This window comes from Nocardioides sp. T2.26MG-1 (assembly GCF_950101795.1).
Lineage (GTDB): Bacteria > Actinomycetota > Actinomycetes > Propionibacteriales > Nocardioidaceae > Nocardioides.
In genome coordinates this window covers 274,370-296,873 of sequence record NZ_CATNLZ010000034.1, presented here as the reverse complement: position 1 = coordinate 296,873, position 22,504 = coordinate 274,370, and the positions used below count along the sequence as shown (strand labels likewise).

Sequence of the window (22,504 nt, the reverse complement as noted above, 5' to 3'; positions counted from 1 at the left end):
GGTGTCGTTCGTCGTCCTGTACGACGCCAACGTGCTCTACCCGAGCACGCTCCGCGACCTGCTCATCCGCATCGCCCAAGCCGGACTCGTCCAGGCCAAGTGGACCGACCAGATCCTCGACGAGGTGTTCCGCAATTTGACGGCCAATCGCCCCGATCTCGACCCGCAGAAGCTGGCCCGCACCCGGGAGCTGATGAACCGTGCCGTCCGCGACTGCCTCGTCACCGGCTACGAGCCGTTCATCGACGCCCTCGAGCTGCCCGATCCCGACGACAGGCACGTGCTCGCCGCCGCGATCAAGGCCCGCGCACAGGTCATCGTCACCAACAACCTCAAAGACTTCCCTCCAAAGGCCCTCGAGTCGTGGGACATGGAGGCGAAGTCACCCGACGGCTTTGTCCTCGACCAGATCGACCTGAGTCGCGAGACGGTATACGCGGCCGTCCAGCGGATCGCCGACTCCCGACAGAACCCGCCTGCGACCTTCGCCGACGTCCTCGCCATGCTCGAACGCGACGGCCTCGTCGAAACGTCGGCCGCACTCCGCCCGTGAGCGCGGATGCGTCGCGGCTATTCGTCGCTTGAGGCTGAAACAATGTGCTGGTGAGCGCTGCAGCCCCGACACGCCCCTCGGCCATTGTCTCCTACTCTCACGCCGAGACTGGGTGGACACCGGCACAGGCGGCCGAACGCCTCGACCAGGTCCATCGGCTCGTATACGCGCTGCGCACCGTCGGGGCCATCGACGCCGATGCCGACATCTTCCACCCCAACGAGGACTGGACCCGCTGGGGACCGGCCCGAGTCGCTGCCTCGGATTTCGTGCTCGTCGTCGCGTCGCCTGCTTGGCGCGACGCCTGGATCGGAGACGGTGACCCCACGAGGAACAAGGGAGTCCGTGCGGAGGCGGACGTAGTCAGGAGCATCGAGCAGGCGGGTCGGCCGCAATTCCAGAAGCGGGTTCGGCTCATCATGCTGCCCGGCAGCAGCGACGCCGATATCCCAGTGGGGATGCATGGGATCACCCGACACTACGTGTCCGGCTTCGAGCAGTCCGAGCTCGAGGAGTTGCTTCGGGACCTCACGGACCAGCCGAAGTTTCTTAAGCCTGCTCTGGGAGAAGTCCCGGTCTTCCCGGCGGCGATGACTACGCACACCCCGGACGTCGCTCGACTCGAGACCGGGACGGACGGCGTGACTCCTCCGCAGCCCGTTGCGGTGACGCCCGTCTCCGACCCGGCGGGTCGGGCCGAGCGCGTCGAGCAGCTCAAGGCGCAGCTCGAGGCTCTGCCGCAGCCGCTCCCCGGTGAAGGGCCGCATCTGCCTTGGTACCGGCTCAGGCAGCAGATCGAATCGCGTCTTTGGAACGAGCTTCGGGAGGAAACAGCGCCGTCTTCCAACCTCGGGAGCACCTCAACCGGGCCTGAGCCCTCCGTTGAGTGGACGCCAGCCTCGAACGTCCAGGTCGCTTGGGCGGAGAGCCTGGGGCGCGAAGTTGGTTACGGAGCTTCTGCTGTTGTGGTCCATCTGATTCCCGTTCCTCCGGCGGCGATCACCCAGCGGCTGTTGTCTTCGCTGGACGACATCGGCCCCCGGATCGTGCGGGAACGAAGACTCGTCGACGACAGCGCTGGCCTGACGCGGGCCTCCTCTGGCGAGGACATCTTCATCGAGTCCCAGCCCACCCAGCGCGTGGGTGGGGTGTCGAGGGGTCGCTTCCTCGCTTTGCGCATCAGCCGGTCTGGCCAGACCTCGGTCTGGTACACCTTGCCTCGCGACAGCATGGGCTCGGTTCTGGATGAGCATCACCTTAGACACGACATCCAGGCGGCGCTCGGCCTCGGTGCCGGGATCATTGAAGCAACGCATGGCACCGCGGTCGCCCGCGTGGCTGTTGCAGCGGAGCTCGTCAACACGACGTCGCTGACCGGCGGAACCGTCGATGAACTCGGCACTCGTACTCAGGCAACGATGCCCGGGGCGTTTCGGTCCCCGCCGCGCATCGACCCAGACGAGTCTGTTGGCGTCCGTGATCTGAACGGCCCAGGGTCGTGGACAGTCGCAGGTGTCGTTGCCCAGCTCCTTATCCGCGCCTGGAGTGCATGACATCGGTTCGGTGCGGCAGTCGCGATGCGCCGGACCCAGTCGTGAGGGCGCGCACGCGGCAAACCTCGATGAGCCCTCACATCAGCAGGTCGTCACGCAGCGACGGCAGAAGCACAAAGACGTCGCCGGACTGATCGCCACCAAGCTCGATCCTTGTGCCGTCGCGATACACCAGCTCGATTGACGTGCGGTAACGCCATGACCCATCGCTTTCGTCGCCCCACGCGTCCGGACCGTTGTCGTAGCCAGTGGAGGCCGGAACCTCGATCCGCGCCAGGTCGGACCGGCGAATCAATCGAGCGTCCACCGCGCCGTCGTCGTCGCGCGCCCCGCGCCAACGGTGTTCTCGTACGTTCTGAAGGGTGACGACAACGAGCAGCCTCTGGCCGAAGATGGCGAGCATGCCGGCGAGGCCTTCGCCCTCCTCCTTGCGGGCATAACGCACTGTCGACTCAACCCAGTCGATTTGCGCGTCATCGCCGATCAAGGCACCGATCCGCTCGAGCACGTGCCGTGGAACGCCCAAGCGGTTGCCTTGCGGTCCGCGCACCATGTCGCCGAGCTCAGTGATCCATCTGTCGTGGCTGTTTGGATGTGCTTCTTGCGAGGCCATCACATCTCCGTCCCTGACGCCCGCGTCGATCGCGAGACCATTTTGGCGCAGCATCCCGGAAGGCACCGACACATGCGGGCCACCTCGACGCCGGCGCGAAAGGGCGCGGGTCGGTGGCAGGCTGTTGCCATGACCGAGCAGGATCCATGGGAGGCCGCCCAGACCTACACCTGGGAGCAGGACATGCACCGGGGAAGCTGGCCTACCCCGCGAACGGCGAAGATGCCCGACCCGCCGTGGCCAAGTCCGGAAAGTCCGATGCTGGCCGCGTTGCTGGGCGACGCCCGCAAGAACGTCGACACCTTGGGCGTCGATGCGGCAATCCTCCAGTTGGCCACAGTTGAGTCCCCGATAGTGGTGTAGCGCGGTCGCCGAGATCGTCCCTGGCTTGGACGTGGACGCGGCCACCGCGTGATCCTTCGAGTTCACCTCTCACAGCTCTCTCGAACGGACCATCACGATGACCGCTCCACACATTGTCGACCCTGCTGGCCTGCTCGGCGAAGCCCTCGCCGAGGCCAGCCCCGATCTCATGCGCTCGTTGCTGCAGTCGATCATCAACGCCCTGCTCTCCGCGGATGCCGACGCGGTGGTCGGTGCCGAGTGGGGCCGCCCCTCGCCGGGCCGGACCAGTCAGCGCAACGGCTACCGGCACCGCGACCTGGACACCCGGGTCGGCACCATCGACGTCGCGATCCCCAAGCTCCGCAAGGGCACCTACTTCCCCGAGTGGCTCCTCGAGCGCCGCAAGCGCTCGGAGTCGGCGCTGATCACCGTCGTGGCCGACTGCTACCTCGCTGGCGTGTCCACCCGCCGGATGGACAAGCTGGTCAAGACGCTCGGCATCGACGGCCTGTCGAAGTCCCAGGTCTCCCGGATGGCCGCCGACCTGGACTCGATCGTCGAGGACTTCCGCCACCGCCCACTCGGTGACGCTGGGCCGTTCACGTTCGTCACCGCCGACGCGCTCACGATGAAAGTCCGCGAAGGCGGCCGGGTCATCAACGCCGTCGTGCTACTCGCGACCGGCGGAACAACGACGGCCACCGCGAGGTCCTCGGCATGCGGGTTGCCACCGCCGAAACCGGGGCTGCGTGGAACGAGTTCTTCGCCGACCTGGTCGCCCGCGGCCTGACCGGTGTCCGGCTCGTCACCAGCGACGCCCACGCTGGGCTGCGGGAGGCGATCGCAGCGAACCTGCCCGGTGCCAGCTGGCAGCGGTGCCGCACCCACTACGCGTTCAACCTGATGGGCGTCACCCCCAAGAGCATGTGGCCGGCGGTCAAAGCGATGCTGCACAGCGTCTACGACCAGCCCGACGCCACCGCGGTCCAGGCCCAGTTCGACCGGCTGCTCGACTACGTCGAAGAGAAGCTCCCAGCCGTCCATGACCACCTCGACCGCGCCCGAGCAGACCTGCTGTCTTTCACCGCGTTCCCCAAGGAGATCTGGACCCAGATCTGGTCCAACAACCCCACCGAGCGGCTCAACAAGGAGATCCGGCGCCGCACCGACGCGGTCGGCATCTTCCCCAACCGCGACGCCATCGTCCGGCTCGTCGGCGCCGTCCTGGCCGAGCAGACCGACGAATGGGCCGAAGGCCGCCGCTACCTCGGGCTCGACGTCCTGGCCCGCTCCCGCATGAACCTCATCGCCACCACCGAACCCGAGATCGGAGCCGACCACCTGCCCGCACTGACCGCCTGACACCTCAGCAAGGACAACGCAGCGCTACACCACTACCCGGGACTTGACCTTGGCCACGCACTGTTGGTTCGAGGGCGGCATCGAGGGCTACGACCGGGATCAGCGCGATGCTTGCGGACACGAGGGGACCGTCGGCGACGCGTGACAAGGGGATTGGACCCGGTACCGCTTACGGTCCACTTTGGGCCCGTCCCACTCGACACTCGACCGGTATCCTGTGATTGGAAGCGAGGGCGAATCCCTCACCCCACCGAGCGAATCGGTAGCTTTCGGCCCAGGACCGTAGTAGTTGCGACGCCCCCGATGGCGCCCAGAGGTCGCAGGTTCAAATCCTGCCCCCGCTACCAGAAAGTGGCCCCTGACCTGCGGAAACGCAGGTCAGGGGCCACTTGGTTTCTTGAGCCACATAGCCTTGTGCCGCGTTTATGTCCCGGAAACCTCCGCGTTGGCGGCCCATTGTTGTCCCGGGGTTGGGGCCAGGCCGGCGCTCGAGGCGGCCGCCTGGGGGACGTCAGACGTCCGATTTGGTCGTCGTGGCTTTGCCGGCGAAGGACTGAAGGATGTGCGTCACGTCGGGTGTCGTCCTGTCCTTCTGGATGTAAAACTCTTTGGTGATCGCGTCTGAGGAGTGGCCGAGAACGCGGGCCGCGGTGTCCGAGTCGACTAGGCGGTCGATCAAGGTCGCGACGGTCTTGCGGAAGGTGTGTGGCGTTACCCAGTCGAAGCCTGTGTCTGCTCGGATCGTGCGCCACCGCCGCTCGATGTTGCCGACTTGGTGCCATGTGCCGTTGCGGGTGGCGAAGACGGCGTTGTAGTGATTCGGTCGTTGCTCGACACGTCGCCTCATCAGGACATCGACTGCGAACGGCGGGAGGGCGATGGTGCGCTTCGAAGAGTCGGACTTCGGCTTGGGCTTGCGGTAGGTGCCCTTTCCCGTCTCCGTCTTGATCGTGCCGCTGATTGACACGGTCGGTGGCGTCGCACTCAAGTCGATGTCCGTCCATCGGATGGCGAGTACTTCTCCGATCCGGCAGCCTGTGGCGAGTAGCAGGTCAATGATGTCGGGCATGTCCTGGTTCGGCTTTGGACCGGGCCGCTTCTTGGTCATCCAGGAGTCCACGGCAGAGCGGACGGCGTTGAGGTCCTCCACCGAGAGCGCTTGGACGTCCTTCTTCTGGCCTCGAAGCCGTGATGTGGAGGAGACCGGGTTGGCTGGGAGCGCGTCGTCGATGACCGCGGCGTCAAACATCATCTTGAGGACCGTCTTGGTCTTCTTGCGGCGGCTGTGGGAGTCCTGGGACCTGATTAGCCGTTCCAGGCGTCCAGCTGTTGCCTCGCGTAGGCGGATGTTGCCGATGGCTGGGTTGATGACGTTCTCGATGACGCGTTGGTATTCGTTTGCGGTAGTTGCTTCGGAGCGCTGTTCGGCGCGATACAGCGAGAGCCAGATGTCGGCCACCTGGCTGATTCGCATGTCGGGGCCGATGAGGTCGCCGGACGGGGCGCTTCGGTCGGCGATCTTGGTCTTGAGTTCTCGTACTGCGGCGGCGGCGCTTCGACCGGTCCCCTTGATCTCGCGCGTGACGCCGTCGAAGTCTCGGAAGCGGGTTCTCGCGCGGTACACGCCAGGGCGTACCTCGTTCGTTGTGATGCTCCCGAATGTTCCGATGGGGAGCGGGGGGCGAGCCATGTGCCTTCCTTCTTGACCTCTGAGCGCTAGCGATGCCGCGGACGGGAGCGTCGTGACATGGAACCTAGTGTGCGGGATGTTGGTTGCTGGTCGCTCCCCGAGCGTCGACCCTCATCGTCGATGTCCGTTTCCGCCTGGAGGTCCAGGGTCTCGGCGTGGGCCTCGATCCATGCATCGAGATCGGAACGGCGGTACCGCAATGCGCCGCCGGCCTTCACCGCGCGTGGTCCGAATCCCGGGCGTCGCGTGCGCCAGGTATAGAGCGTCGACTTAGCGATCCCGATGTAGGCAGCCGCCTGGGCAATGTTCATTGTCGCAGGGGTGAGTGCGGGTCGGCCGCGTTCTGTCAGGCGTAGCTCGTCGGGGTCTGCGCCTGCATCGTCGGGGATGCGTTCGCTCTGAGCAGCGAGCATCCGGTGACCGCCAACGATGAGGGTCTCCTTCACGGTTTCCATCTCGTGTCCTCCGACCTGCTGTGGTGGGCGTCGGTGGATCCAAGCCCACGGTGGTGTCTGATGGTCACCTAAGTGGTCCAACAGGTGCCGAGCGATCAATGCTGCTGGGTGGCTTTCTGGGTGGCACGCCGTGTTGCGGCGAAAGGGCCGAGGTGACGTGGGCGTCATGCGCGTGGGCGGTCGTTGATCGCCCTCCGGGCCGATGGCTAGGGCAGTTGGAGTGCGCGAGCATGGCAGAGGCTGCCGCGGTGGATGCCGCGGTCGCGGTGGCGGTACTTGCCGAGCGCAGGGTCTCCCGTACCGGCTGCGGCACTCTGACGGCACGTCGGGCGAGGATGTCGGCCGGGGAGACCCAGACGACGTCGCCGTCGGCGGGCGGGGTGACCAGTCCGGACTCGACGTCGTTGTGTGCTCGGCGGGACAGGGCACGCGCTGGGCCGGTCAGGTTGGGGGTGTCGGCCTTCTCGGCGACGACGTGCGCGAGCTCGGAGCCGGCCTCGATCGCGCGGAGGGTTGCCATGGTGGCCTTGGGGAGTTCGGGGCGGGTGGCGATGGCCTCTGGTGTCGTCAGGGTGGTGGTGTCGTGGGTGATGTGGCGGTAGGCGGCTCGGACCGCTGCGGCTGCGCGGGCCAAGCGCTCGTCGAGGCGGGCGCCGGGGGGAGCGAGGTCGCCCCAGCGGCTGGCCAGGTTGCTCCAGGAGCGGCCTGCGTCGGCGATCGCGGGCACCAGCCGCTCCGAGGGCTCGAGGACTCCGGCGGTGGCGGCCGCGTTGACGAGGACCATGCTGGCGCCGGCGATGAGCGCTTGGGTGCGGGTGATGAGCAGGACGTTGGCCGGCGCGAGGTGGCGGGCCAGGGCGCGGTGGGACTGGATGTCCCAGTTGGCCAGCGCCTGTGCCAGTCGGCCGGGGTCGTCGACACGGCGGATGGCCTCGCCGGTGAGGGCGTGAGGGAACCGGTCGGTCAGGTAGCTGCGGGCGGTGTTCTCGCACGCGGACATCCGGTCGACCCAGACCCCGGTGGGTGCCACCGCATAGGGGGAGTGGTGCTGGGCCAGCTGGACGCGGCGGCCTGATTCGCGGGCGTCGGTGACCCGGTCGCGGCCGTTGTCGTGCAGGGCGACGTTGACGGCGTGGGCGGTCAGGTAGAGGCCGTGCATGATCCTCGTGCGCGCTGCCTCGAGGTCGCGGTGGGCCTCGGTCTGCTCGTGCGGGATCTCGGCGCCGTAGCGGCGGACCAGGGCGGCGGCGTTGAGGAGGGTCTGGGTCATCTGGTCGACGCGGGGGTTGGTCGGGCCCTGACCGGGCCAGGCCTTCCGGCCGGACAGGCTGGACTTGATGGTGGCGGCCTGGGCGGAGAGGCTGGTGATGGGGCGGTCGCGCTCGTCGACGCCCGGTCGCCGGCCAGGGAGGGAGGCCCACAGGTCCTCGGCGGCCGCGACCATCGTCGGCCAGCTGCGCAGCAGCGTGCCGGCGTCGTCGCCTCCGACGTCCATGAGCAGCTGGCGGGCCAGGTAGTCGACGTCGAAGAGCATCTCGCCGACGCTGCGCACGTCGCGCGAGGTCATCGGGATCTGGTCGACGTCGAAGAGCTCCTGGTCGATGTCGGCGTATGCGGGGCGCAGGTCAGTAGCCAAGGCCGCGGGCTTCCCGGATGAGGTCGCACAGGTCGACGACCAGCTGCGAGCCGTGGACCAGGTCCGGCTGGTGCAATGGCAGTGGGCGGGTCAGTTCCTCGGCCTCGGTGAGCAGCTGCAGCGGGGTGCGCTCCTCGAGGTCGGCGAGCAGGTCGACGTCCTCGGGCAGCTCGTAGTCGTCGGGCAGCAGGGCGCTGGCTCGGGAGTGGGCGAGGTAGACACCTAGCCCGAGGTCGTGGAGCGGAGAGTCGGCGGCGGCCGCGTCGGCGTCGGTCCACACCTGGGTAGCGGCCTGGTGCAGCAGCTGGGCGATCGAGCCGAGGCGGTCCCAGGTGCCGTCAGCGTTGAGGGTGTCCACGGGCGTTCCTTTCGGTTGGAGGTAGGTCTGGCCCATGAACCCACGTCCCGGCCGCGGCCCGCTGCGCCGAGCGGCGGGCTGTGGATAACTCGGGGTGCTGTCGGCACCTGGGCACAAACTGGTCTCGTTCGCCTATGTCGTCCGGCGGGTGTCGGACGATCACCGCGAGCAAAGTCAAGAGATCCGCACTAGTGCTGGAAGATGGAGGAGGTCGAGATGAGGTGCCCGATGACCGTGCTGAGGGTGGTGACGCTTGGGCCGGCACTGCTGGCGAGCTTCGTCCTCACCGTGGTGGTGTGCGCCCTGCTCCCGCCGGCGCTTGGCCTGGTGGTGTTCATGGCTGCGGGCGGCCTGCTGGTCGCGCTCGCGCTGGGGCAGCTGCAGGAGCCGGCGATCGCCGCGCTGACCAGGTCGCGGCCGGCGACCGAGGCCGAGTACGGCGTGCTGGCGCCGGTGCTGGCCGAGCTGGGCGGCCGCGGCGTCGACGTCGGCGCGTTGTTCGTACGCCGTGTGCAGCGGCCGAGCACCCCGGTGGCGGCGGCGATCGGCCGGCGCACCGTAGTGGTCAGCCCTGGGCTGGTCGAGGCGACGTACCGCGGTGGCGTGACTGGCGCGGAGGCGGCCGCCGCGGTGGCTCATGCTGTCGGCCGACATCAGGCGCTTCGGCCGAGGCTGGAGCTGGCGGTGCTCGCGGCGACGACGCCGTGGCGAGTGGTGGTGGCGACGTTCCGCGGCGTGGGCCGGGCGTTCGCCTGGCTTCCGTTCATGCGGCTGGCCTGGAGGCTGCGGGGCGTCGTGGGGGTCATCTGCGTGGTGCAGTCGGTCGCCGAGGGACGTGCCGCGCCTGGGCTGCTCGGCGGCGCGGTCGTCGCGTTGACCTACCTGGTGCCAGCAGCAGGCCGGCAGATCGGGCCCCGCATTGAGGCCGAGGCCGACCGGTTCGTGCTCGCGCGCGGTCTCGGTCCCGTGCTGGCAGGTCTGCTGCGGCGCTTCGGGCACCCGATGACGCTCGAGCGGATGCGGCAGGTGGAGGCCGCCGTCGAGCAGCCTCAGCGGCCGCGGCTGCACCTGGTGCACGGCTGAGGCTGTTCGCTGGCGGGTCGCGCGGCGGCCCGACGTGGGCTACTCGTCGTCGACGAAGCCGGACGTGGAGTGATGCACGCAGCCGCGGCCGTCGCCCTCGTGCGGCTTGTGGTTCATGCACGGCAGCGAACCCAGCTTGTGCGAGCAGTCGACCCAGCGGACGGTCGAGGGGCCGGTGGTCGGCGCGAGTGCGGTAGCCATCGCGGCCTCCTACCGGCGCGGGCCGCGGCGGCGGCCGAGCTGGGGCCGTTGGTATGCGGCGGTGTCGGTGTGGTCGTGCTGGCGGCCGGACCGGTGAACCTGCGCGATCTCGGCGTCGGGGGAGGGGCCGGTGTCGGCGGCCGCGGCCTGGGCGGCTGCCTCCTCGCTGGCCCTGACCTCCTCGGCGCGCTGGCGTGCCTCTTCCTCGAGCGCGGCTTCCTCGCGAGCGGGGTCACTCATCTGAACTCCCATGGATCTGTGGACCGGCACCGGCTGCGCCGGTCCTCCTGGTCACCTATGTGCGGGGCGAGGGTCCAGGCGATCACCGGCGGCCGAACTCCTTGGAAGGCGTGTTGGCCCGGGCTCAGGCAGGCTGGGCCAGCGGCGTGGCGCCCAGCAGCTGCGCCGTATGCTCGAGGACGGTGTGGGAACCGGCGGAGCTTGGGCGGTCGCAGCACGGATGGGTGTCGTAGCCCTCGTCGACGACGATGCGGTGCAGCTGGCTACCGCAGGCGCGACAGCGTCGACCGGCGTGGGTGGGGCACTGCTCGGCGGCAACGGCGCAGGGAAGGCATGCCGCGGCTGGCGGGGGAGTGACTTGGTGGTCGCGGTCCCAGTCGCGCCGCTGGCGCAGCAGCGTGGCGGTCTGTTGCCAGAGCGCGTGCTCGAGGTGCGGCGGCGCAGGTCGGCCGATCGCCTGGTCGACGGCCTTCTTGAGCAGCTGGTCACCGCAGGTGAGGATCCGCTCGTCGACGCCGCGGCCGTAGCACCAGCGGGCCAGTGTCTTGGCGGCCGTCATCAGCTGGTCGTCCATGCCCGGCCCTCGCTCAGCAGCTGCCCCACAGGCCGCTGGCGGCCTCCTGGGCGTCGCCGGCGGCCGCGGAGTAGGAGTCTTCCCGGGCGAGATCCTGGGCGGCGTCGTAGCGGCGTGCGGCGCCGCGGGCCAGGAGCTCCTGGGCTACGTCGACGTCGTCGTGGTCGACGTAGCGCAGCAGACGGTCGTACCGGTCGCGGTCGGGCTGTCCGCTGTCGGTGACGAGCTGGACGGTGCTGTCGACCGGGACGAGGTCCTCGAGCAGGTCGGTTGCCTGGTCGGCGTAGCACTCCGCCGGCGCTGGCGGGTGGGCGACTTCGGGGGCGTCGATGCCGAGCAGGCGGACTCGGCCGAGCGGGCGGCCGGCCAAGTCCTCGACGCGCAGGGTGTCTCCGTCGACGACGGCCGTCACCCTGACCTGGGTGGCCGTGCCCTCGGCTGGGTCGGCGCCCGTGGGGGTGCCGGGGAGGGTTGCGGTGATGCCGCCGGCGGTCAGCGCGGCGATGGCAGCGGCGGCCAGGCCGATGAGGGCCTTCACCGGGCGACCCTCAGCTGCCGGCGCTCGCCGGCGACGGGAACCGCGCGCTCCTGGGCCCGGGCGCCGGGAGAGCGGTAGCCGGCCTCGGGGATCTGCTCGTCGACGGCCGCGCGGGTGCTGGCACCGGCCGGCTCATCGGGGAGCTCGGCGGCGATCTTCGCAGCGAGGTCGCGCAGTGGCGGGGTCTTCTCGATCCGCCGGGTGGCGTGGAGCACGGTCGTGTGGTCGCGCTCGAAGTGCCGCGCGATCGTCGGCAGGCTGTGCCCGTGGATGCGGGCCGCGGTCATGGCCACGGCTCGGGCGTCGGCGGCTGTCCGGGTCCGATCGGCGCCCAGGAGGATCTCGGGGTGGTGCCGAAGGCCTCGGCGGCCGCGACGACGGCGTGCTCGACCGGGCCATCGGGCTCGAAGGTCGACGCGGGCTGGTCTTGGTGGAGGCTGACGACGGTGGCCTCGGATCGGGGGAGTTGGGCGGTGTAGCGGTCGTTGACGTGCTCGGTGACCCGGGCCGCGGCGTCGGCCAGCCGGGGGCGTTCGGCGGTGCGGCGTACGGCGTGGATGACCGAGCCGTGGTCCTTGTTGAAGTGCTAGGCGATGGCCGGCAGGGACAGGCCGACCTCGCGGGCGGCCGTCATGGCCACGGCGCGGGCGTCGCTGACGGGGCGGCTGCGCTCGGCGCTCAGGATCGCCTCGGGGGTGGTGCCGAACATCGGCGCGGCGGCGTTGATGGCCAGCTCGCACACCGCTGCCGGTCCGGTTGCCGGCGCCGCCGGCAGGGTCTGGTCGACCTGGACGGCGAGGACGGCCACCAGCGACCGCAGCTGGTCGGCGTCCAGCGGTGCGACCAGGTCGGCGACCTGGTCATGCTGTCCGCGGCCGGCGGCATCGAGGATGAGGCCAGCCAGCTGGCGGCCGCCCTGATCGAGGTTCATGACCGTCCCCTCCTGCTTACCGCGCCGGCGACGCGACGGGCGGGGATGCCTGGCGCGGCACTTGGGCGCGTCCCTGTTCGGCCATCCGCCGGCGGGCGTTGTCGGTGATGTCGCTGGCGATCCCGGCCGACTGCCGGGCGTTGGCCGCGGCGTGGTCGACGACGTTCTCGAGCAGGCGCACGTCCTCGTCGGCGCGGCCGAGCTCCTTGCCGGCGGTCGCGATGCTCCGCTCGAGGGTGACCGGCTCCAGCAGCGACGGTGGAGTCACCTGCTGTGTCGCCAGATGCGCGCTGTCGACGTGCTGGGCGGTCAGGCGCGCCATCGGCTTGGCCAGGTCGATCATCTCGCCCACCACGGCGAGGCGCGGCTTGAGCTGCGCGACCTCACTGGTGATCTCGGGATCGGAGGTGTCTGCGTCCTGGAGGAGGTCGTGGGCGGTCGCGATGGCGTTCGATGCCCGCTCTAGGTGTCCGGTGAGTTCGTTGGCCAGCTCGGCGTTGTCGCTGCAGCGCCGCTGCAGGCGGCTCAGGTGCTCGCCGGCGGCCTCGAGGTAGTAGTCACCACGGTCGCTGAGCCGGGCCTTGGCCGAGTCGAGCTCAGCGTCATCGAGCACCCGGAGCGCGGAGTTGATTGTGTTGTGCAGCTCGTCGACGACCCGGCGGGCGCGTCCCACGGCCTGCTCGGCCATGAAGACGGCGTCGGCGGCTTGGAGAGCGGTGGCGGTCCTCATGCGGACTCACCGCCTCCCGAGTCGGGCGGGGGTGTGCTGCTCGACGGGGGCAGTACGTCGCGGAGACGGTCGAGCGCGGCCAGGGCCTGCTCGAGGTGTTCGCGGGCCTCCTGAACCGGGTCACGGTCGGGTGCGCCGGAGGGGGAATCGGTGGGCGTGCTCACGGGCAGCTCCTTGGTTGACCGGGGTCATCTCTCAGTCACCAAAGGAAGGTCGACCCGCTCGGGCGATCACCGAGGGCTAGAAATCTGGCCGCGAAAGGTCAGGGCTGGTCCCAGGGCATCGACTCCTGCCCGTCGTCGACGCCCTGGCTGATGATGTGCGCGGTTGCGTTGCGGGCGGCGTTCAGGTGCTTGTGGAGGTCGACCGCCAGGCCGCGGGCCTCCTCCAGATGGAGCCGCGCAACGCCGATCGCCATGGCGGGGTCGGACTCGTCGGTCATCGCATCCATGCTGAGCACCTGGTCGGCCAGTGCCCGCTCGAGCGTGCTCGACACCTGCGAGAACGCCTGGGGCAGCGCGGCCGCGAGGTCGGCGAACTCCGCGAGCTCATCCGAGGTCTCGGCCGGGATCTGGTCGCGCTCCCACAGGGTGGCGCGGTTGAAGCCGTAGACGTGTTCACGGGCCGCCGTCGCGTGCCCGCTCGCCTCGAGCTCGTCGTTGTCGTCCACCAGGGCGCCCTTCCTGCTGGGGGAGGTCTCGTTGGCGTTGAGTCTCGCGGATCTCGCCGGCGTACGCGCGGACGCGGTCGGTGGGCTGTGGATAGCCGCGCCGCAGGGGTTCCCTCCGGCGCGTCCGGGCGGGAGACTGATCGGCCATCGACGACCAGGCGGCCTTGATCGCGCGACGCGTGGCCATTGGCGGCGGCCGCCTGGTTCAACGCTCCGGCCGACGTCGAGGCCTACCGTCGGCTCGCAGCCGCGGTGGGGGAGTGGAACGCCTACAGCGCCCCGCAGCTGGAGAACGTCGACGTCGACGAGCTGCTCGACGACCTGGCGGACGTCGCGCCCCCGACGCCGCTGGGCGAGGGCGTTGCCGACCTCGAGCCCGTCCTGCGGCGGCAGGCTCGCCGGCAGCTCTAGCGGCGAGGGGTGCCGCGGCCGGGATCGGAGGCCGGCGGCAGTTCACGCCGGCGGCGCCCGGTAGCCAGCTGGCCGGTGCCCTGGTCGGCGTCCGCAGGTTCGCCGGCCAGGGTCTCCCGGATGTAGCGGTCGAAGCCGGGCATCGTGAATCGCACCTCGCCGCGCCCGGCGGGCTCGATGATCCCCTTGTCGATCAGCCGTTCGCGGGGAACGCCCAGGGCCTGCGTGGATCGGCCAAGCTGCTCGGCGATCTCCGCCCTCGTCACCGTGGGCGTGCCGACCCGCGCCATCACGGCCATGATCTGCCGCTCCAGCTCGGTCGCGGCCGCCCACCGGGCGGCGTACATGGAGGTCAGCTGGTCGTCGGCCAGCGGCAGGCCCGCCTGGACCTCGCCGACGTCGAGCACCTCACCGGTTCCCGAGGGCTTGGCCACCTCCCACGTCGCGTGGGCGAGGACCTGCAGCAGATACGGGAAACCCTGCGCCTCGGCCGCGATCGTCTGCAGCGCGGCGGGTGTCCAGGTCACGCCCAGCTCGGCGGCCGGCCCGGCCACCGCGGCGGCCGCGGCGGCCGGCTCGAGTCGGGGCAGGGTGAGGAACGTGCTGCGCTCCCCGAAGGTGGCTGCGTTGACCAGGACTCCCGGAGTCGAGGGCAGGCCGGCGCCGATGATGGCCAGCGGGTTGTGCTCGCGCCGTCCAGCCAGGTTCTGCATCGCGTTGAGCAGGACCGCGAGGTCATCACGGGCGGCCGCGTGCAGCTCGTCGACGAAGACCACGAGGCCAGCGCCACCACGTGCGCGGACCTGCGAGCTGGTCTCGTGCAGCAGGTCCTCCATCGCCGAGATCTGCGCCCCGCGCGGGGGCGCGTCCGCCCCGGAGCGCTCGGCCGCCGCCGTCGCGCTCACCTTCACCCCGCTCGGCAGCCCGAACTCCAGGGCGATGCTCTCCAGGCGGAGCCTCCAGGAGCCCTTCTCGCTCCGGGGCAGGATGTCCGCGGTCTCGATCGCTTTGCCGACACGGCTCACCAGGTCGGGCAGGAACGGCGCGTTGCGGCGGCAAGCCACCCATGCGGTGATGAATCCGTGGGCCTCGGCGTCGCGCTGGGCCTCGCGCAGCAGGGAGGTCTTGCCGACGCCGCGCGGGCCTAGGAACACCAGGAGCGGGCCGCCCATCTCGCCGTAGGTGCCGATCCGGCTCAGGTAGTCTCGAATCCGGTCCTGCTGTTGTTCCCTCCCGGCCAGGACCCGCGGCAGTTCGCCCGGTGCGTAGGGGTTGGGCAGCATCAGCGGCCTCCCATACATTCTGTTACACAGCGGCCTTGTGTAACGAAGTGTATGCCGTCGAGCCGGATCAGCGCCCGACGTCGAAGCTGCGTGTCCCAGGCGTACTGGCAGCGCCTGGCGTGCGCGCTCCGAGTCGACGACGGGCGGCATCGTCGGGATTCTCGCCCGCGGAACCGACCTCGTCGACGCCGCGGCCAGGTCGATCGGCGTGCAGCCGGGTCGTCTCGCTCAGGCATTCGGCTAGGTCCTCGACGTCGGCCTCCAGGACCCGCTCGAGGATGTCAGCGATGCCCCCTGACGAGCCGTCACACTCGGCCACCAGGGCCTCGGCCAGACGATCGAGGGCAGCGTCTCCGCGGGCGGTGAAGGTGACGACACCGGGGACCGGGTTCTCGGCTGGGGGAATGCTCATGGTCCACCTCGCTTTCTGGTCACCTAGGTGCGAAGGAGGTTGCTAAGCGATCAGCCCGATCTGCGACACCAGGACAATCCGCCGGTTATCGCGCGGGAGAACTCACGGCCCTGTGCGGGGCTTGCGCCGGGCGGCCAGCGGGGGCGAGGCCACCGAGGGTGAACCGAGGCTGGGCGCGATTCCGTGCCCAAGGTCATTCGCCGAGCGGCGAGGAGTGTCCGCGTGGCCAGCGGCGCACTCACTGAGAGACGGACAGGCTCCGCGGTCCCACGTCGGTCCGGGGCGACCCAGACTGACCGATCCCGCAGGCGATCGGTACCGCTAGTGTTCGTCGGCGATGGCCTCCGGAATCGACCCCAACGCGTTGAGGGCTGCTCGCGAGGAAGCGGGGTTGACTCAGCATGAGTTGGCGCGCTTGGTGGGAGCGGCTGGGGGTGAGCGCATCTCTCGCTGGGAGTTGGGCACGTCATCTCCGCGCCCCGACTTCCTGGTGAGGCTCGCCCAGGCCCTCGACATCCCGACGCTTCGGCTGATCCAGATCGACGGTGAGGTCCCCGACCTCAGGGCGTTGCGCCTGCAGGCAGGGCTCACCGCGCAGAAGCTCGCGATGGCCGTGAAGGTAGCCGTCCCGACCTACTACGCCTGGGAGCAGGGGCGCTGGGCCCGACTCCCTGCACTTGAGTCGCTTGAAGCGCTCGCCCGCGCTTACGGGGTGGCCGTCGATGCGGTGGTCGCGGCTTTCCGTGAGTCCCAGCGACAGCGCCAGCGGGGCGGAGACACTTCGGACTGAGGAGACCTTCGGCAGCCGCACGGCGTCGCAAGTGGGCAACTGCAGCCGGGTTTGGACGCTATCCACAGGCGAGAAACTGGTCCGGGAAGAAGCGGACGATCTGTGGTCCCATGGACTCCGGAGCATTCGGAGGCGTTGACGCTAATTCCATCGGGGGAATGAGCTGCGCAACCCTTGCGGTCAGGACTGGGCGATGTCATCTCGGAATCGGTCACCTGTGGAAACCGAGCCGTTCGATAGAAATGCACTAGTGTGCAGGTATCGAGTTGGGCTCGTGGTGATCGCCGAGGGCCCGTCTTGACACGTAGGTGATCGAGACACGAGAGGACTCGGGATCCATGTCGCTGAACACCGCTCAAAGTGCGTCGGGCGAGGCGCCCTCCACCAGTCGACCTGCGCCCAATCTCAACAACAGTCCACGGCTCAAGCGGCGCCGCAGGCCGTGGGTTTTCGCACTTTGTGCTGCCCTCGTCGCCGCCGGCGCCCTGGGAACCGCGTTCGCGTTCACCTCGGTCAACGACACCCAAGAGGTCCTGGTCGTCAGCCGTGACATCAAGCGCGGCGAGACCATCGAGGCCGGGGACCTCTCGGTGGTGCAGGTCAGCGTCGACCCAGCGCTGACCCCGGTCGCCGGGAGTCAGAAGGGCGAGCTCGAGGGCAGCCGCGCCGCCGTCGACCTGTGGGCCGGCACCCTGCTCACGGAGGAGGCCGTCACCGACAGCCTAGTGCCGCGGGAGGGGGAGTCCCTCGTGGGCATCAGCCTCACCCCCGGCCAGATGCCCTCGGAGCCGCTCTACTCCGGCGACTCGGTCCGGATCGTCACCACGCCCGGCGACCAGGGCGAGATCACTAACGGGGACCCGGTCACAGTCGAGGCAGTCGTCGTTGGTGTAAGCCGGGTCGAGGAGACAGGGGAGACCGTCGTCGACGTCTCTGTCCCCGAGGCCGATGCCGCCGACCTGGCCGCCCGTGCCGCGACCGGGCGGGTCGCACTGGTCCTGGACGCCCGGGAGCGCTGACCGATGGCGCTGATCGTCCTCGCCTCCGCCAGCGGTTCGCCCGGCGTCTCCACCACGGCGCTCGGGCTCACCCTCAACTGGCACCGACCAGTGCTCATGGTCGACGCCGACCCGACCGGCTCCTCCTCGGTCTTCGCCGGGTACTTCCACGGCACCCACGAGCCGACCGGCGGGCTGATCAACCTCGCCCTCTCCCTGCGCGAGGGGACACTGGCTGCCGCCCTCCCACGCGAGACGCTGCTGCTGGACCCCGAGGCCCCGGCCGAGCGCGCGCCCTGGTTCCTGCCCGGCATTCGCGCCCACGAGCAGGCCCCGAGCCTGCTGCCGCTGTGGGAGCCGCTCGCCGACCAGCTGCGTGCGATGGACCGCAACGGGCAGGACGTCATCGTCGACGCCGGCCGGCTCGGCCTCGCCGGCTGGCCCCAGCCGCTGATCGCCGCCTCCGACCTCACCCTACTCGTCACCCGCAACTCGCTGCCGGCCCTGGCCGGCGCCACCAGCTGGGCCAAGACCCTGCGCGCCCAGTTCGCTGGAGTCGGTGGCCTGTCTCGGCTCGGGGTCCTCCTCGTCAACGAGGAGCGACGCTGGCCCGCGATGCCCACCGGCGCCCGAGTCCGGCCCTACAGCGCCCGGCACACCGCCAAGGCCCTGCAGATCCCCGTCGTCGCCTCCGTGGAATGGGAGCCCGAGGTGGCGGAGGTCTACTCCGACGGCGCCCGCAAGCCCCGCAAGTTCGAGTCCTCCGGGCTGCTGCGCGGTTACCGAGCCAGCGCCGCGGCCATCCAGTCCATCCTCGGCGCCAACCAGGCCGCCCTCGCTCCCACGAACGGAGGCCACGCATGAGCACCAACGGACACCACCCCGACACCAACGGTCGCGATCCGCTGCGCGCCGACGAGTGGCTCGAGGCCCGTCACGCCGCGAACCGGGAGCAGACCTCGCCCTTCGCGCGCGGCCGCAGCACCAACGGCACCCCGCCGCCCCCGCCGCCGGTCGTCGAGGACCATGACCCGACCTCCCTGCCGATCTTCGCCGGCGCCTGGACCAGCGAGCAGGAGCTTCCGGGCCGCGCCCGCTCGGAGTTCAGCCTGCGCCCGCTGGTGGCGCCCGCACCGGAGGAGCACCACCACAGCGCCCCCGGCGCGGACGGCCGGGTCGAGCTGGACTGGGAGCTGATCGCGCAGTACCGCGCGGAGATCTCCTCGCGACTGACCGCCCGGCTCGACAAGGAAGGTGGCCGGGTCACCGACGAGGACCGCGAGCAGATGGGCCTCGACGTCATCGAGGAGCTCATCAAGTCCGAGGCCGAGACGCTGGTCTCCACCGGCCGGCCCCCGTGGACCAAGAACCAGGAGAAGGCGCTCAAGTCCGCCCTCCACGCCGCCCTGTTCGGTCTGGGCCGCCTGCAGCCCCTAGTCGAGCGCGAGGACGTCGAGAACATCATCGTCATCGCCCGCGGCCCGGTCTGCGCGGTGTGGCTGGAGCTGGTCGACGGCACCCTGGTCGAGGCCGACCCGATCGCCGACTCCGAAGACGGGCTGCGCGAGTTCCTCGCCGACCTCGGCGCCCGGCAGAACCGGCCCTTCACCGAGGCCCGCCCGCACCTGGACCTCCGGCTGCCCGGGGGAGCGCGGCTCGCTGCCGGCTCCTGGGTGATGGCCTACACCTCGGTCGTGATCCGCCGCCACGGCATGCGCGAGGTCTCCATGGACGAGATGGTCTACGACCGCAAGGCCTGCACCGCGGTCCTGGCCGACTTCCTCGCCGCCTGCGTGCGGGCCGGCAAGAGCATCGTCGTCTCCGGTGTCCAGGGCTCCGGCAAGACCACCTGGGTCCGCGCCCTGTGCTCGTGCATCCCGCCCTGGGAGATGATCGGCACCTTCGAGACCGAGTTCGAGCTGCACCTGCACGAGCTGGTCGACCGGCACAAGATCGTCCACGCCTGGGAGCACCGCCCCGGATCCGGCGAGGTCGGCATCGACGGCCGCCAGGCCGGTGAGTTCAGCCTCGAGGAGGCCATCCACCACTCCTTCCGGTTCAACCTCGCCCGCCAGATCGTCGGCGAGGTCCGCGGCCCGGAGGTCTGGAACATGCTCAAGGCCATGGAGTCCGGCCCGGGCTCGATCAGCACCACCCACGCCCGCAGCGCCGAGCACACCATCGAGAAGCTCGTCTCCTGCGCCATGGAGAAGGGCCCGCAGGTCACCCGCGAGCTGGCGATCAGCAAGCTCGCCGCCGCCATCGACATCGTGATGTACCTGCGCTCCGAGGTCGTCCCCAACGGCGACGGCACCTTCCGCAAGCAGCGCTGGGTCGAGGAGGTCCTGGTCGTCCAGCCGAGCATCGACGCAGCCCGCGGGTACGCCACCACCCCGATCTTCGCGCCCAACCAGCTCGGCCAGGCCGTTGCGACCGGGAAGCTCGATAACTTCCTCGCCCAGGAGCTGGCACGCCACGGATTCGACCTCGAGGGGTACAAGGCCGAGTCCCAGGCCAACCCGGGGGTGGCCACCTCATGAGCCCTATGTCATCGGGGTTCCTGCCCGCCGTCTTCGGCGCCCTCATCGTCATCGGCCTGATCGGCATGGCCTACGCGATGATCCCGGCGCCGCCCAAGCCGCCGAAGCCGGCCCGGACCACCACCCCGTTCGGACGGCTCGGGAGCTGGTTTGTCCGGCTCGACCGTCGCACCCGGACGCTCGTGATCGGCGGCGCCGTGGCCGGCCTCCTGGTCGCGCTGGTGACCGGCTGGGTGATCGCCATCGTCCTCGTCCCGGCCGCGATCGTCGGCATCCCGCTGCTCCTCACGCCCCCGCCGGCCGCCGCGAGCATCGAGAAGCTCGAGGCGCTCGAGGAGTGGACCCGGTCCCTGTCCGGCAAGCTCACCGCCGGGCAGTCGCTGCGCTCGGCGCTCATCAAGTCGCTGCAGTCGACACCGGAGCCGATCGAGCGCGAGGTCGGGCTGATGGTCTCGCGGCTGTGGAACAACACCTCCTCCACCGAGGACGTCCTGCGCGCCTTCGCCGAGGACCTCAACGACTCCACCGGCGACGTCGTGGCCAGCCAGCTGATCCTGGCCGCCAGCGGCCGCGGACAGGCCGGACTGTCGAAGGCACTGGACGCCCTCGCCGAGACCGTCGCGGCCGACGTCCGCGCCCGCCGCCAGATCGCCGCCGACCAGGCCAAACCCCGCACCACCGCCCGCACCGTCACCGTCATCACCCTCGCTGTCCTCGGCATCCTCGCCTTCACCGGCGACTACATCGAGCCCTACGGCACCCCACTGGGTCAGGTGGTCCTCGCCGTCCTGCTCACCGCGTACGTGGCCACCCTGCTCTGGATGCGCCGGATGGCCGTTGCCAAGCCGCTCCCGCGGTTCCTCGACCTCCAGGCCCGCAACGCCCACCGCGCCGCCCAGCGCACAGCACCGGGCGAGAAGGAAGGAGCACTGGCATGACCGGCCTACAGCTCGCGCTCGCCAGCGGCACCCTCCTCGGACTGGCCCTCGCCCTGCTCGTGTGGCGCCTCGCGCCCTCCGACCCCGACCTGGTCGACGCGCTGGACCGGCTCTCGCCCGACCGCGTCGTGCCCCGCCGCAGCACCCCAGGCGTCGACGAGGCCGGCACCGACACCGGCTCGGCCGTCGACCGGATCGGCCTGTGGGCGATGAAGAACCTCCCCGGCGGCGCGTGGGCACACACGCCCCGCAAAGACCTGGCCATCCTGCAGATCAGTGAGACCCGGTTCTACGGCGAGAAGGTCGTCTGGGCCCTGCTCGGCCTCGTCATGCCGCCGCTGCTGGCCGCGTTCTTCACCCTCATCGGGCTGCCACTGCCGTTCGCGATCCCCACCCTCGGCTCAGTGGCCCTGGCTGCCCTGTTCTGGTTCATGCCCAACTACAACGCCACCGACGACGCCAAGAAGGCCCGCATCGAGTTCAACCGGGCACTCGGCGCCTACATCGACATGGTCGCCACCGGCGTCCGCGACGGATCCAGCGGCCAGCAGGCCCTGCGCTCGGCCGCCGAGGTCGGCGACAAGTGGGTGTTCAAGCGCATCGAGAGCGAGCTGCGCCGCGCCCGCTACATGACCCGCGCACCATGGGACTCCCTGCACAGCCTGGCCGACGAGCTCGGCGTCCCCGAGCTCGACGACCTCGCCGACATCATGCAGCAGTCCGGCCAGGACGGAGCCCAGATCTACAACAACCTCAGGGCCCGCGCCGCGGCGCTTCGCTCGGCGATGCTCAGCGCCGAGCTCGGCAAGGCCAACGCCGCCTCCGAGCGCATGTACATCCCGGCCAGCCTCCTCGGCATCGTCTTCATGGCGATCCTCGTCACCCCCTCGATGCTCCGCTTCGCCACCTGACCGACCTAACACCGACCCCACCTCGGGATCCCCTAGACCGCACCCAACAACCAAGGAAGGAAGACCCCCGATGTTGAAGCTCTTCATCGCCCTCCAGCTGGCGGCCATGGCGGCGCTCGCATCCGTCGAGAACCGCGTCACCAGACGGCGCGACGATCGCGGCTCGGTCACCATTCAGGAGGTGCTCTGGGCGGTGGCCGCCATCGCCATCGTCGGTATCGTCGTCGCAGCCATCAGGGCCTTCGTGACCAGCGAGTCCGGCAAGATCAAGTAGGCAGGACCGGCTTCTCGTCATGTTCGCCAGCTCTCAGCGCCGCAGCCGGGACGAGCGCGGATCAGTGACCATACAGATGGTGTTCCTGATGCCCGCGCTGTTCCTGCTGATGTTCCTCGGCGTCCAGGGAGCCCTGTACTACCACGCGAAGCAGGTAGCGCTCGCGGCCGCGCAGGAGGGCGCCCGCGAGGCAGGCAGCGAGACCGGAACCCACGAGTCCGGCGTCGCCACGGCGAACACCTTCCTCAACCACGCCGGTGGCTCCGACGTGATGACCTCCACCAGCGTCTCCGGATCACGGACCACGACCACGGCAACGATCGTCGTGACCGGCAAGTCGCTGAGCGTGATCCCCGGCTGGCAGGTGACCGTCAAGCAGAGCGCCAGCGTCCCGGTCGAAAGGCTGACCGAATGA

29 protein-coding genes and 1 pseudogene are annotated in these 22,504 nt (G+C 69.9%); 14 read left to right on the top strand and 16 right to left on the bottom strand.

Going from position 1 to position 22,504, the window contains the following annotated elements; translation table 11 throughout:
* Position 1: 1 nt before the first annotated feature.
* On the top strand, positions 2-553 hold the full coding sequence (locus QQZ14_RS21855) for a PIN domain-containing protein (protein WP_284536533.1): 552 nt from the start codon (positions 2-4) through the stop codon (positions 551-553).
* A 50-nt stretch (positions 554-603) separates the two neighbouring features.
* A complete protein-coding gene (locus QQZ14_RS21850; protein ID WP_284536532.1) occupies positions 604-2,106 on the top strand; it encodes a hypothetical protein in 1,503 nt (500 codons plus the stop codon).
* Between the two features lie 76 nt (positions 2,107-2,182).
* On the opposite strand, the gene QQZ14_RS21845 is transcribed toward QQZ14_RS21850, so the two are convergent.
* Positions 2,183-2,791, bottom strand: a complete 609-nt coding sequence (locus QQZ14_RS21845; protein WP_284536531.1) for a hypothetical protein — start codon at positions 2,789-2,791, stop codon at positions 2,183-2,185.
* Positions 2,792-2,848: 57 nt separating this feature from the next.
* On the opposite strand from QQZ14_RS21845, the gene QQZ14_RS21840 reads away from it, so the two are divergent.
* Positions 2,849-3,082, top strand: a complete 234-nt coding sequence (locus tag QQZ14_RS21840; protein ID WP_284536530.1) for a hypothetical protein — start codon at positions 2,849-2,851, stop codon at positions 3,080-3,082.
* A 97-nt stretch (positions 3,083-3,179) separates the two neighbouring features.
* Positions 3,180-4,426, top strand: a pseudogene (locus QQZ14_RS21835) (IS256 family transposase).
* Between the two features lie 511 nt (positions 4,427-4,937).
* On the opposite strand, the gene QQZ14_RS21830 reads toward QQZ14_RS21835, so the two are convergent.
* The 4 genes from QQZ14_RS21830 to QQZ14_RS21815 all read right to left on the bottom strand — a co-directional run bounded on the left by QQZ14_RS21830 (position 4,938) and on the right by QQZ14_RS21815 (position 8,565).
* A complete protein-coding gene (locus QQZ14_RS21830) occupies positions 4,938-6,050 on the bottom strand; it encodes a tyrosine-type recombinase/integrase (protein ID WP_179530362.1) in 1,113 nt (370 codons plus the stop codon).
* 92 nt (positions 6,051-6,142) lie between these two features.
* Positions 6,143-6,571, bottom strand: coding sequence for a helix-turn-helix transcriptional regulator (locus tag QQZ14_RS21825; RefSeq protein WP_284536529.1), 429 nt, complete (start codon positions 6,569-6,571; stop codon positions 6,143-6,145).
* A gap of 64 nt (positions 6,572-6,635) precedes the next feature.
* Positions 6,636-8,207, bottom strand: coding sequence for a hypothetical protein (locus tag QQZ14_RS21820; protein WP_284536528.1), 1,572 nt, complete (start codon positions 8,205-8,207; stop codon positions 6,636-6,638).
* The gene (locus QQZ14_RS21815; RefSeq protein ID WP_109691898.1) at positions 8,197-8,565 is read right to left on the bottom strand and encodes a hypothetical protein; all 369 of its coding nucleotides are present in this window, start codon (positions 8,563-8,565) and stop codon (positions 8,197-8,199) included. Before QQZ14_RS21815 ends, QQZ14_RS21820 begins: the two co-directional genes overlap by 11 nt.
* Before the next feature lie 228 nt (positions 8,566-8,793).
* Here QQZ14_RS21815 and QQZ14_RS21810 point away from each other — a divergent pair, with 228 nt between their 5' ends.
* Positions 8,794-9,648, top strand: a complete 855-nt coding sequence (locus QQZ14_RS21810; protein ID WP_284536527.1) for a hypothetical protein — start codon at positions 8,794-8,796, stop codon at positions 9,646-9,648.
* A gap of 39 nt (positions 9,649-9,687) precedes the next feature.
* Here QQZ14_RS21810 and QQZ14_RS21805 read toward each other — a convergent pair whose 3' ends face one another.
* The 9 genes from QQZ14_RS21805 to QQZ14_RS21765 all read right to left on the bottom strand — a co-directional run bounded on the left by QQZ14_RS21805 (position 9,688) and on the right by QQZ14_RS21765 (position 13,532).
* Positions 9,688-9,849 (bottom strand): hypothetical protein, encoded by a 162-nt coding sequence (locus QQZ14_RS21805; protein ID WP_284536526.1) that lies wholly within the window; start codon positions 9,847-9,849, stop codon positions 9,688-9,690.
* A 9-nt stretch (positions 9,850-9,858) separates the two neighbouring features.
* On the bottom strand, positions 9,859-10,089 hold the full coding sequence (locus QQZ14_RS21800) for a hypothetical protein (protein WP_284536525.1): 231 nt from the start codon (positions 10,087-10,089) through the stop codon (positions 9,859-9,861).
* 124 nt (positions 10,090-10,213) lie between these two features.
* A complete protein-coding gene (locus QQZ14_RS21795) occupies positions 10,214-10,663 on the bottom strand; it encodes a hypothetical protein (RefSeq protein ID WP_284536524.1) in 450 nt (149 codons plus the stop codon).
* Between the two features lie 13 nt (positions 10,664-10,676).
* Positions 10,677-11,201 carry a thermonuclease family protein gene (locus QQZ14_RS21790; protein ID WP_179530368.1) on the bottom strand — a complete coding sequence of 175 codons (525 nt, stop codon included), beginning with the start codon at positions 11,199-11,201 and terminating at the stop codon, positions 10,677-10,679.
* Complete coding sequence (locus QQZ14_RS21785) at positions 11,198-11,536, bottom strand: helix-turn-helix domain-containing protein (protein WP_284536542.1); 339 nt, start codon at positions 11,534-11,536, stop codon at positions 11,198-11,200. The genes QQZ14_RS21790 and QQZ14_RS21785 overlap by 4 nt, the downstream gene beginning before the upstream one ends.
* A 251-nt stretch (positions 11,537-11,787) precedes the next feature.
* Positions 11,788-12,132: a hypothetical protein gene (locus QQZ14_RS21780; RefSeq protein WP_284536523.1), complete on the bottom strand. Its 345-nt coding sequence runs from the start codon at positions 12,130-12,132 to the stop codon at positions 11,788-11,790.
* A gap of 16 nt (positions 12,133-12,148) precedes the next feature.
* Positions 12,149-12,862 (bottom strand): hypothetical protein, encoded by a 714-nt coding sequence (locus QQZ14_RS21775; protein WP_284536522.1) that lies wholly within the window; start codon positions 12,860-12,862, stop codon positions 12,149-12,151.
* A complete protein-coding gene (locus tag QQZ14_RS21770; protein ID WP_284536521.1) occupies positions 12,859-13,026 on the bottom strand; it encodes a hypothetical protein in 168 nt (55 codons plus the stop codon). Before QQZ14_RS21770 ends, QQZ14_RS21775 begins: the two co-directional genes overlap by 4 nt.
* A 98-nt stretch (positions 13,027-13,124) precedes the next feature.
* A complete protein-coding gene (locus tag QQZ14_RS21765; RefSeq protein ID WP_179530371.1) occupies positions 13,125-13,532 on the bottom strand; it encodes a hypothetical protein in 408 nt (135 codons plus the stop codon).
* A gap of 186 nt (positions 13,533-13,718) precedes the next feature.
* On the opposite strand from QQZ14_RS21765, the gene QQZ14_RS21760 reads away from it, so the two are divergent.
* Complete coding sequence (locus QQZ14_RS21760) at positions 13,719-13,943, top strand: hypothetical protein (RefSeq protein WP_284536520.1); 225 nt, start codon at positions 13,719-13,721, stop codon at positions 13,941-13,943.
* Here the strand turns inward: QQZ14_RS21760 and QQZ14_RS21755 are convergent.
* Positions 13,940-15,226, bottom strand: coding sequence for an ATP-binding protein (locus QQZ14_RS21755; RefSeq protein WP_284536519.1), 1,287 nt, complete (start codon positions 15,224-15,226; stop codon positions 13,940-13,942). The genes QQZ14_RS21760 and QQZ14_RS21755 overlap by 4 nt on opposite strands.
* A gap of 67 nt (positions 15,227-15,293) precedes the next feature.
* Complete coding sequence (locus QQZ14_RS21750) at positions 15,294-15,638, bottom strand: hypothetical protein (protein WP_284536518.1); 345 nt, start codon at positions 15,636-15,638, stop codon at positions 15,294-15,296.
* A gap of 337 nt (positions 15,639-15,975) precedes the next feature.
* Between QQZ14_RS21750 and QQZ14_RS21745 the strand changes: the two genes are divergently transcribed.
* From QQZ14_RS21745 to QQZ14_RS21710, 8 genes are all read left to right on the top strand, one after another.
* Positions 15,976-16,428, top strand: a complete 453-nt coding sequence (locus tag QQZ14_RS21745) for a helix-turn-helix domain-containing protein (RefSeq protein ID WP_284536517.1) — start codon at positions 15,976-15,978, stop codon at positions 16,426-16,428.
* Positions 16,429-16,766: 338 nt separating this feature from the next.
* A complete protein-coding gene (locus QQZ14_RS21740; protein ID WP_284536516.1) occupies positions 16,767-17,447 on the top strand; it encodes an SAF domain-containing protein in 681 nt (226 codons plus the stop codon).
* Between the two features lie 3 nt (positions 17,448-17,450).
* Complete coding sequence (locus tag QQZ14_RS21735) at positions 17,451-18,290, top strand: MinD/ParA family ATP-binding protein (protein ID WP_284536515.1); 840 nt, start codon at positions 17,451-17,453, stop codon at positions 18,288-18,290.
* Positions 18,287-19,966: a CpaF family protein gene (locus QQZ14_RS21730; RefSeq protein WP_284536514.1), complete on the top strand. Its 1,680-nt coding sequence runs from the start codon at positions 18,287-18,289 to the stop codon at positions 19,964-19,966. The genes QQZ14_RS21735 and QQZ14_RS21730 overlap by 4 nt, the downstream gene beginning before the upstream one ends.
* 5 nt (positions 19,967-19,971) lie before the next feature.
* The gene (locus QQZ14_RS21725; RefSeq protein WP_284536513.1) at positions 19,972-20,904 is read left to right on the top strand and encodes a type II secretion system F family protein; all 933 of its coding nucleotides are present in this window, start codon (positions 19,972-19,974) and stop codon (positions 20,902-20,904) included.
* Complete coding sequence (locus tag QQZ14_RS21720; protein ID WP_284536512.1) at positions 20,901-21,815, top strand: type II secretion system F family protein; 915 nt, start codon at positions 20,901-20,903, stop codon at positions 21,813-21,815. The genes QQZ14_RS21725 and QQZ14_RS21720 overlap by 4 nt, the downstream gene beginning before the upstream one ends.
* Positions 21,816-21,885: 70 nt before the next feature.
* Entirely contained in the window at positions 21,886-22,089 is a 204-nt protein-coding gene (locus QQZ14_RS21715) for a hypothetical protein (protein ID WP_109691881.1), read from the top strand.
* 64 nt (positions 22,090-22,153) lie between these two features.
* The gene (locus QQZ14_RS21710) at positions 22,154-22,504 is read left to right on the top strand and encodes a TadE family protein (protein WP_284536511.1); all 351 of its coding nucleotides are present in this window, start codon (positions 22,154-22,156) and stop codon (positions 22,502-22,504) included.

Coding starts and splice junctions, on each gene's coding strand:
- QQZ14_RS21840 (WP_284536530.1), top strand. CDS start 2,849: ATGACCGAGCAGGATCCATGGGAGGCCGCCCAGACCTACACCTGGGAG.
- QQZ14_RS21825 (WP_284536529.1), bottom strand. CDS start 6,571: ATGGAAACCGTGAAGGAGACCCTCATCGTTGGCGGTCACCGGATGCTC.
- QQZ14_RS21810 (WP_284536527.1), top strand. CDS start 8,794: ATGACCGTGCTGAGGGTGGTGACGCTTGGGCCGGCACTGCTGGCGAGC.
- QQZ14_RS21805 (WP_284536526.1), bottom strand. CDS start 9,849: ATGGCTACCGCACTCGCGCCGACCACCGGCCCCTCGACCGTCCGCTGG.
- QQZ14_RS21800 (WP_284536525.1), bottom strand. CDS start 10,089: ATGAGTGACCCCGCTCGCGAGGAAGCCGCGCTCGAGGAAGAGGCACGC.
- QQZ14_RS21795 (WP_284536524.1), bottom strand. CDS start 10,663: ATGGACGACCAGCTGATGACGGCCGCCAAGACACTGGCCCGCTGGTGC.
- QQZ14_RS21780 (WP_284536523.1), bottom strand. CDS start 12,132: ATGAACCTCGATCAGGGCGGCCGCCAGCTGGCTGGCCTCATCCTCGAT.
- QQZ14_RS21775 (WP_284536522.1), bottom strand. CDS start 12,862: ATGAGGACCGCCACCGCTCTCCAAGCCGCCGACGCCGTCTTCATGGCC.
- QQZ14_RS21755 (WP_284536519.1), bottom strand. CDS start 15,226: ATGCTGCCCAACCCCTACGCACCGGGCGAACTGCCGCGGGTCCTGGCC.
- QQZ14_RS21750 (WP_284536518.1), bottom strand. CDS start 15,638: ATGAGCATTCCCCCAGCCGAGAACCCGGTCCCCGGTGTCGTCACCTTC.
- QQZ14_RS21745 (WP_284536517.1), top strand. CDS start 15,976: ATGGCCTCCGGAATCGACCCCAACGCGTTGAGGGCTGCTCGCGAGGAA.
- QQZ14_RS21740 (WP_284536516.1), top strand. CDS start 16,767: ATGTCGCTGAACACCGCTCAAAGTGCGTCGGGCGAGGCGCCCTCCACC.
- QQZ14_RS21735 (WP_284536515.1), top strand. CDS start 17,451: ATGGCGCTGATCGTCCTCGCCTCCGCCAGCGGTTCGCCCGGCGTCTCC.
- QQZ14_RS21730 (WP_284536514.1), top strand. CDS start 18,287: ATGAGCACCAACGGACACCACCCCGACACCAACGGTCGCGATCCGCTG.
- QQZ14_RS21725 (WP_284536513.1), top strand. CDS start 19,972: ATGTCATCGGGGTTCCTGCCCGCCGTCTTCGGCGCCCTCATCGTCATC.
- QQZ14_RS21720 (WP_284536512.1), top strand. CDS start 20,901: ATGACCGGCCTACAGCTCGCGCTCGCCAGCGGCACCCTCCTCGGACTG.
- QQZ14_RS21715 (WP_109691881.1), top strand. CDS start 21,886: ATGTTGAAGCTCTTCATCGCCCTCCAGCTGGCGGCCATGGCGGCGCTC.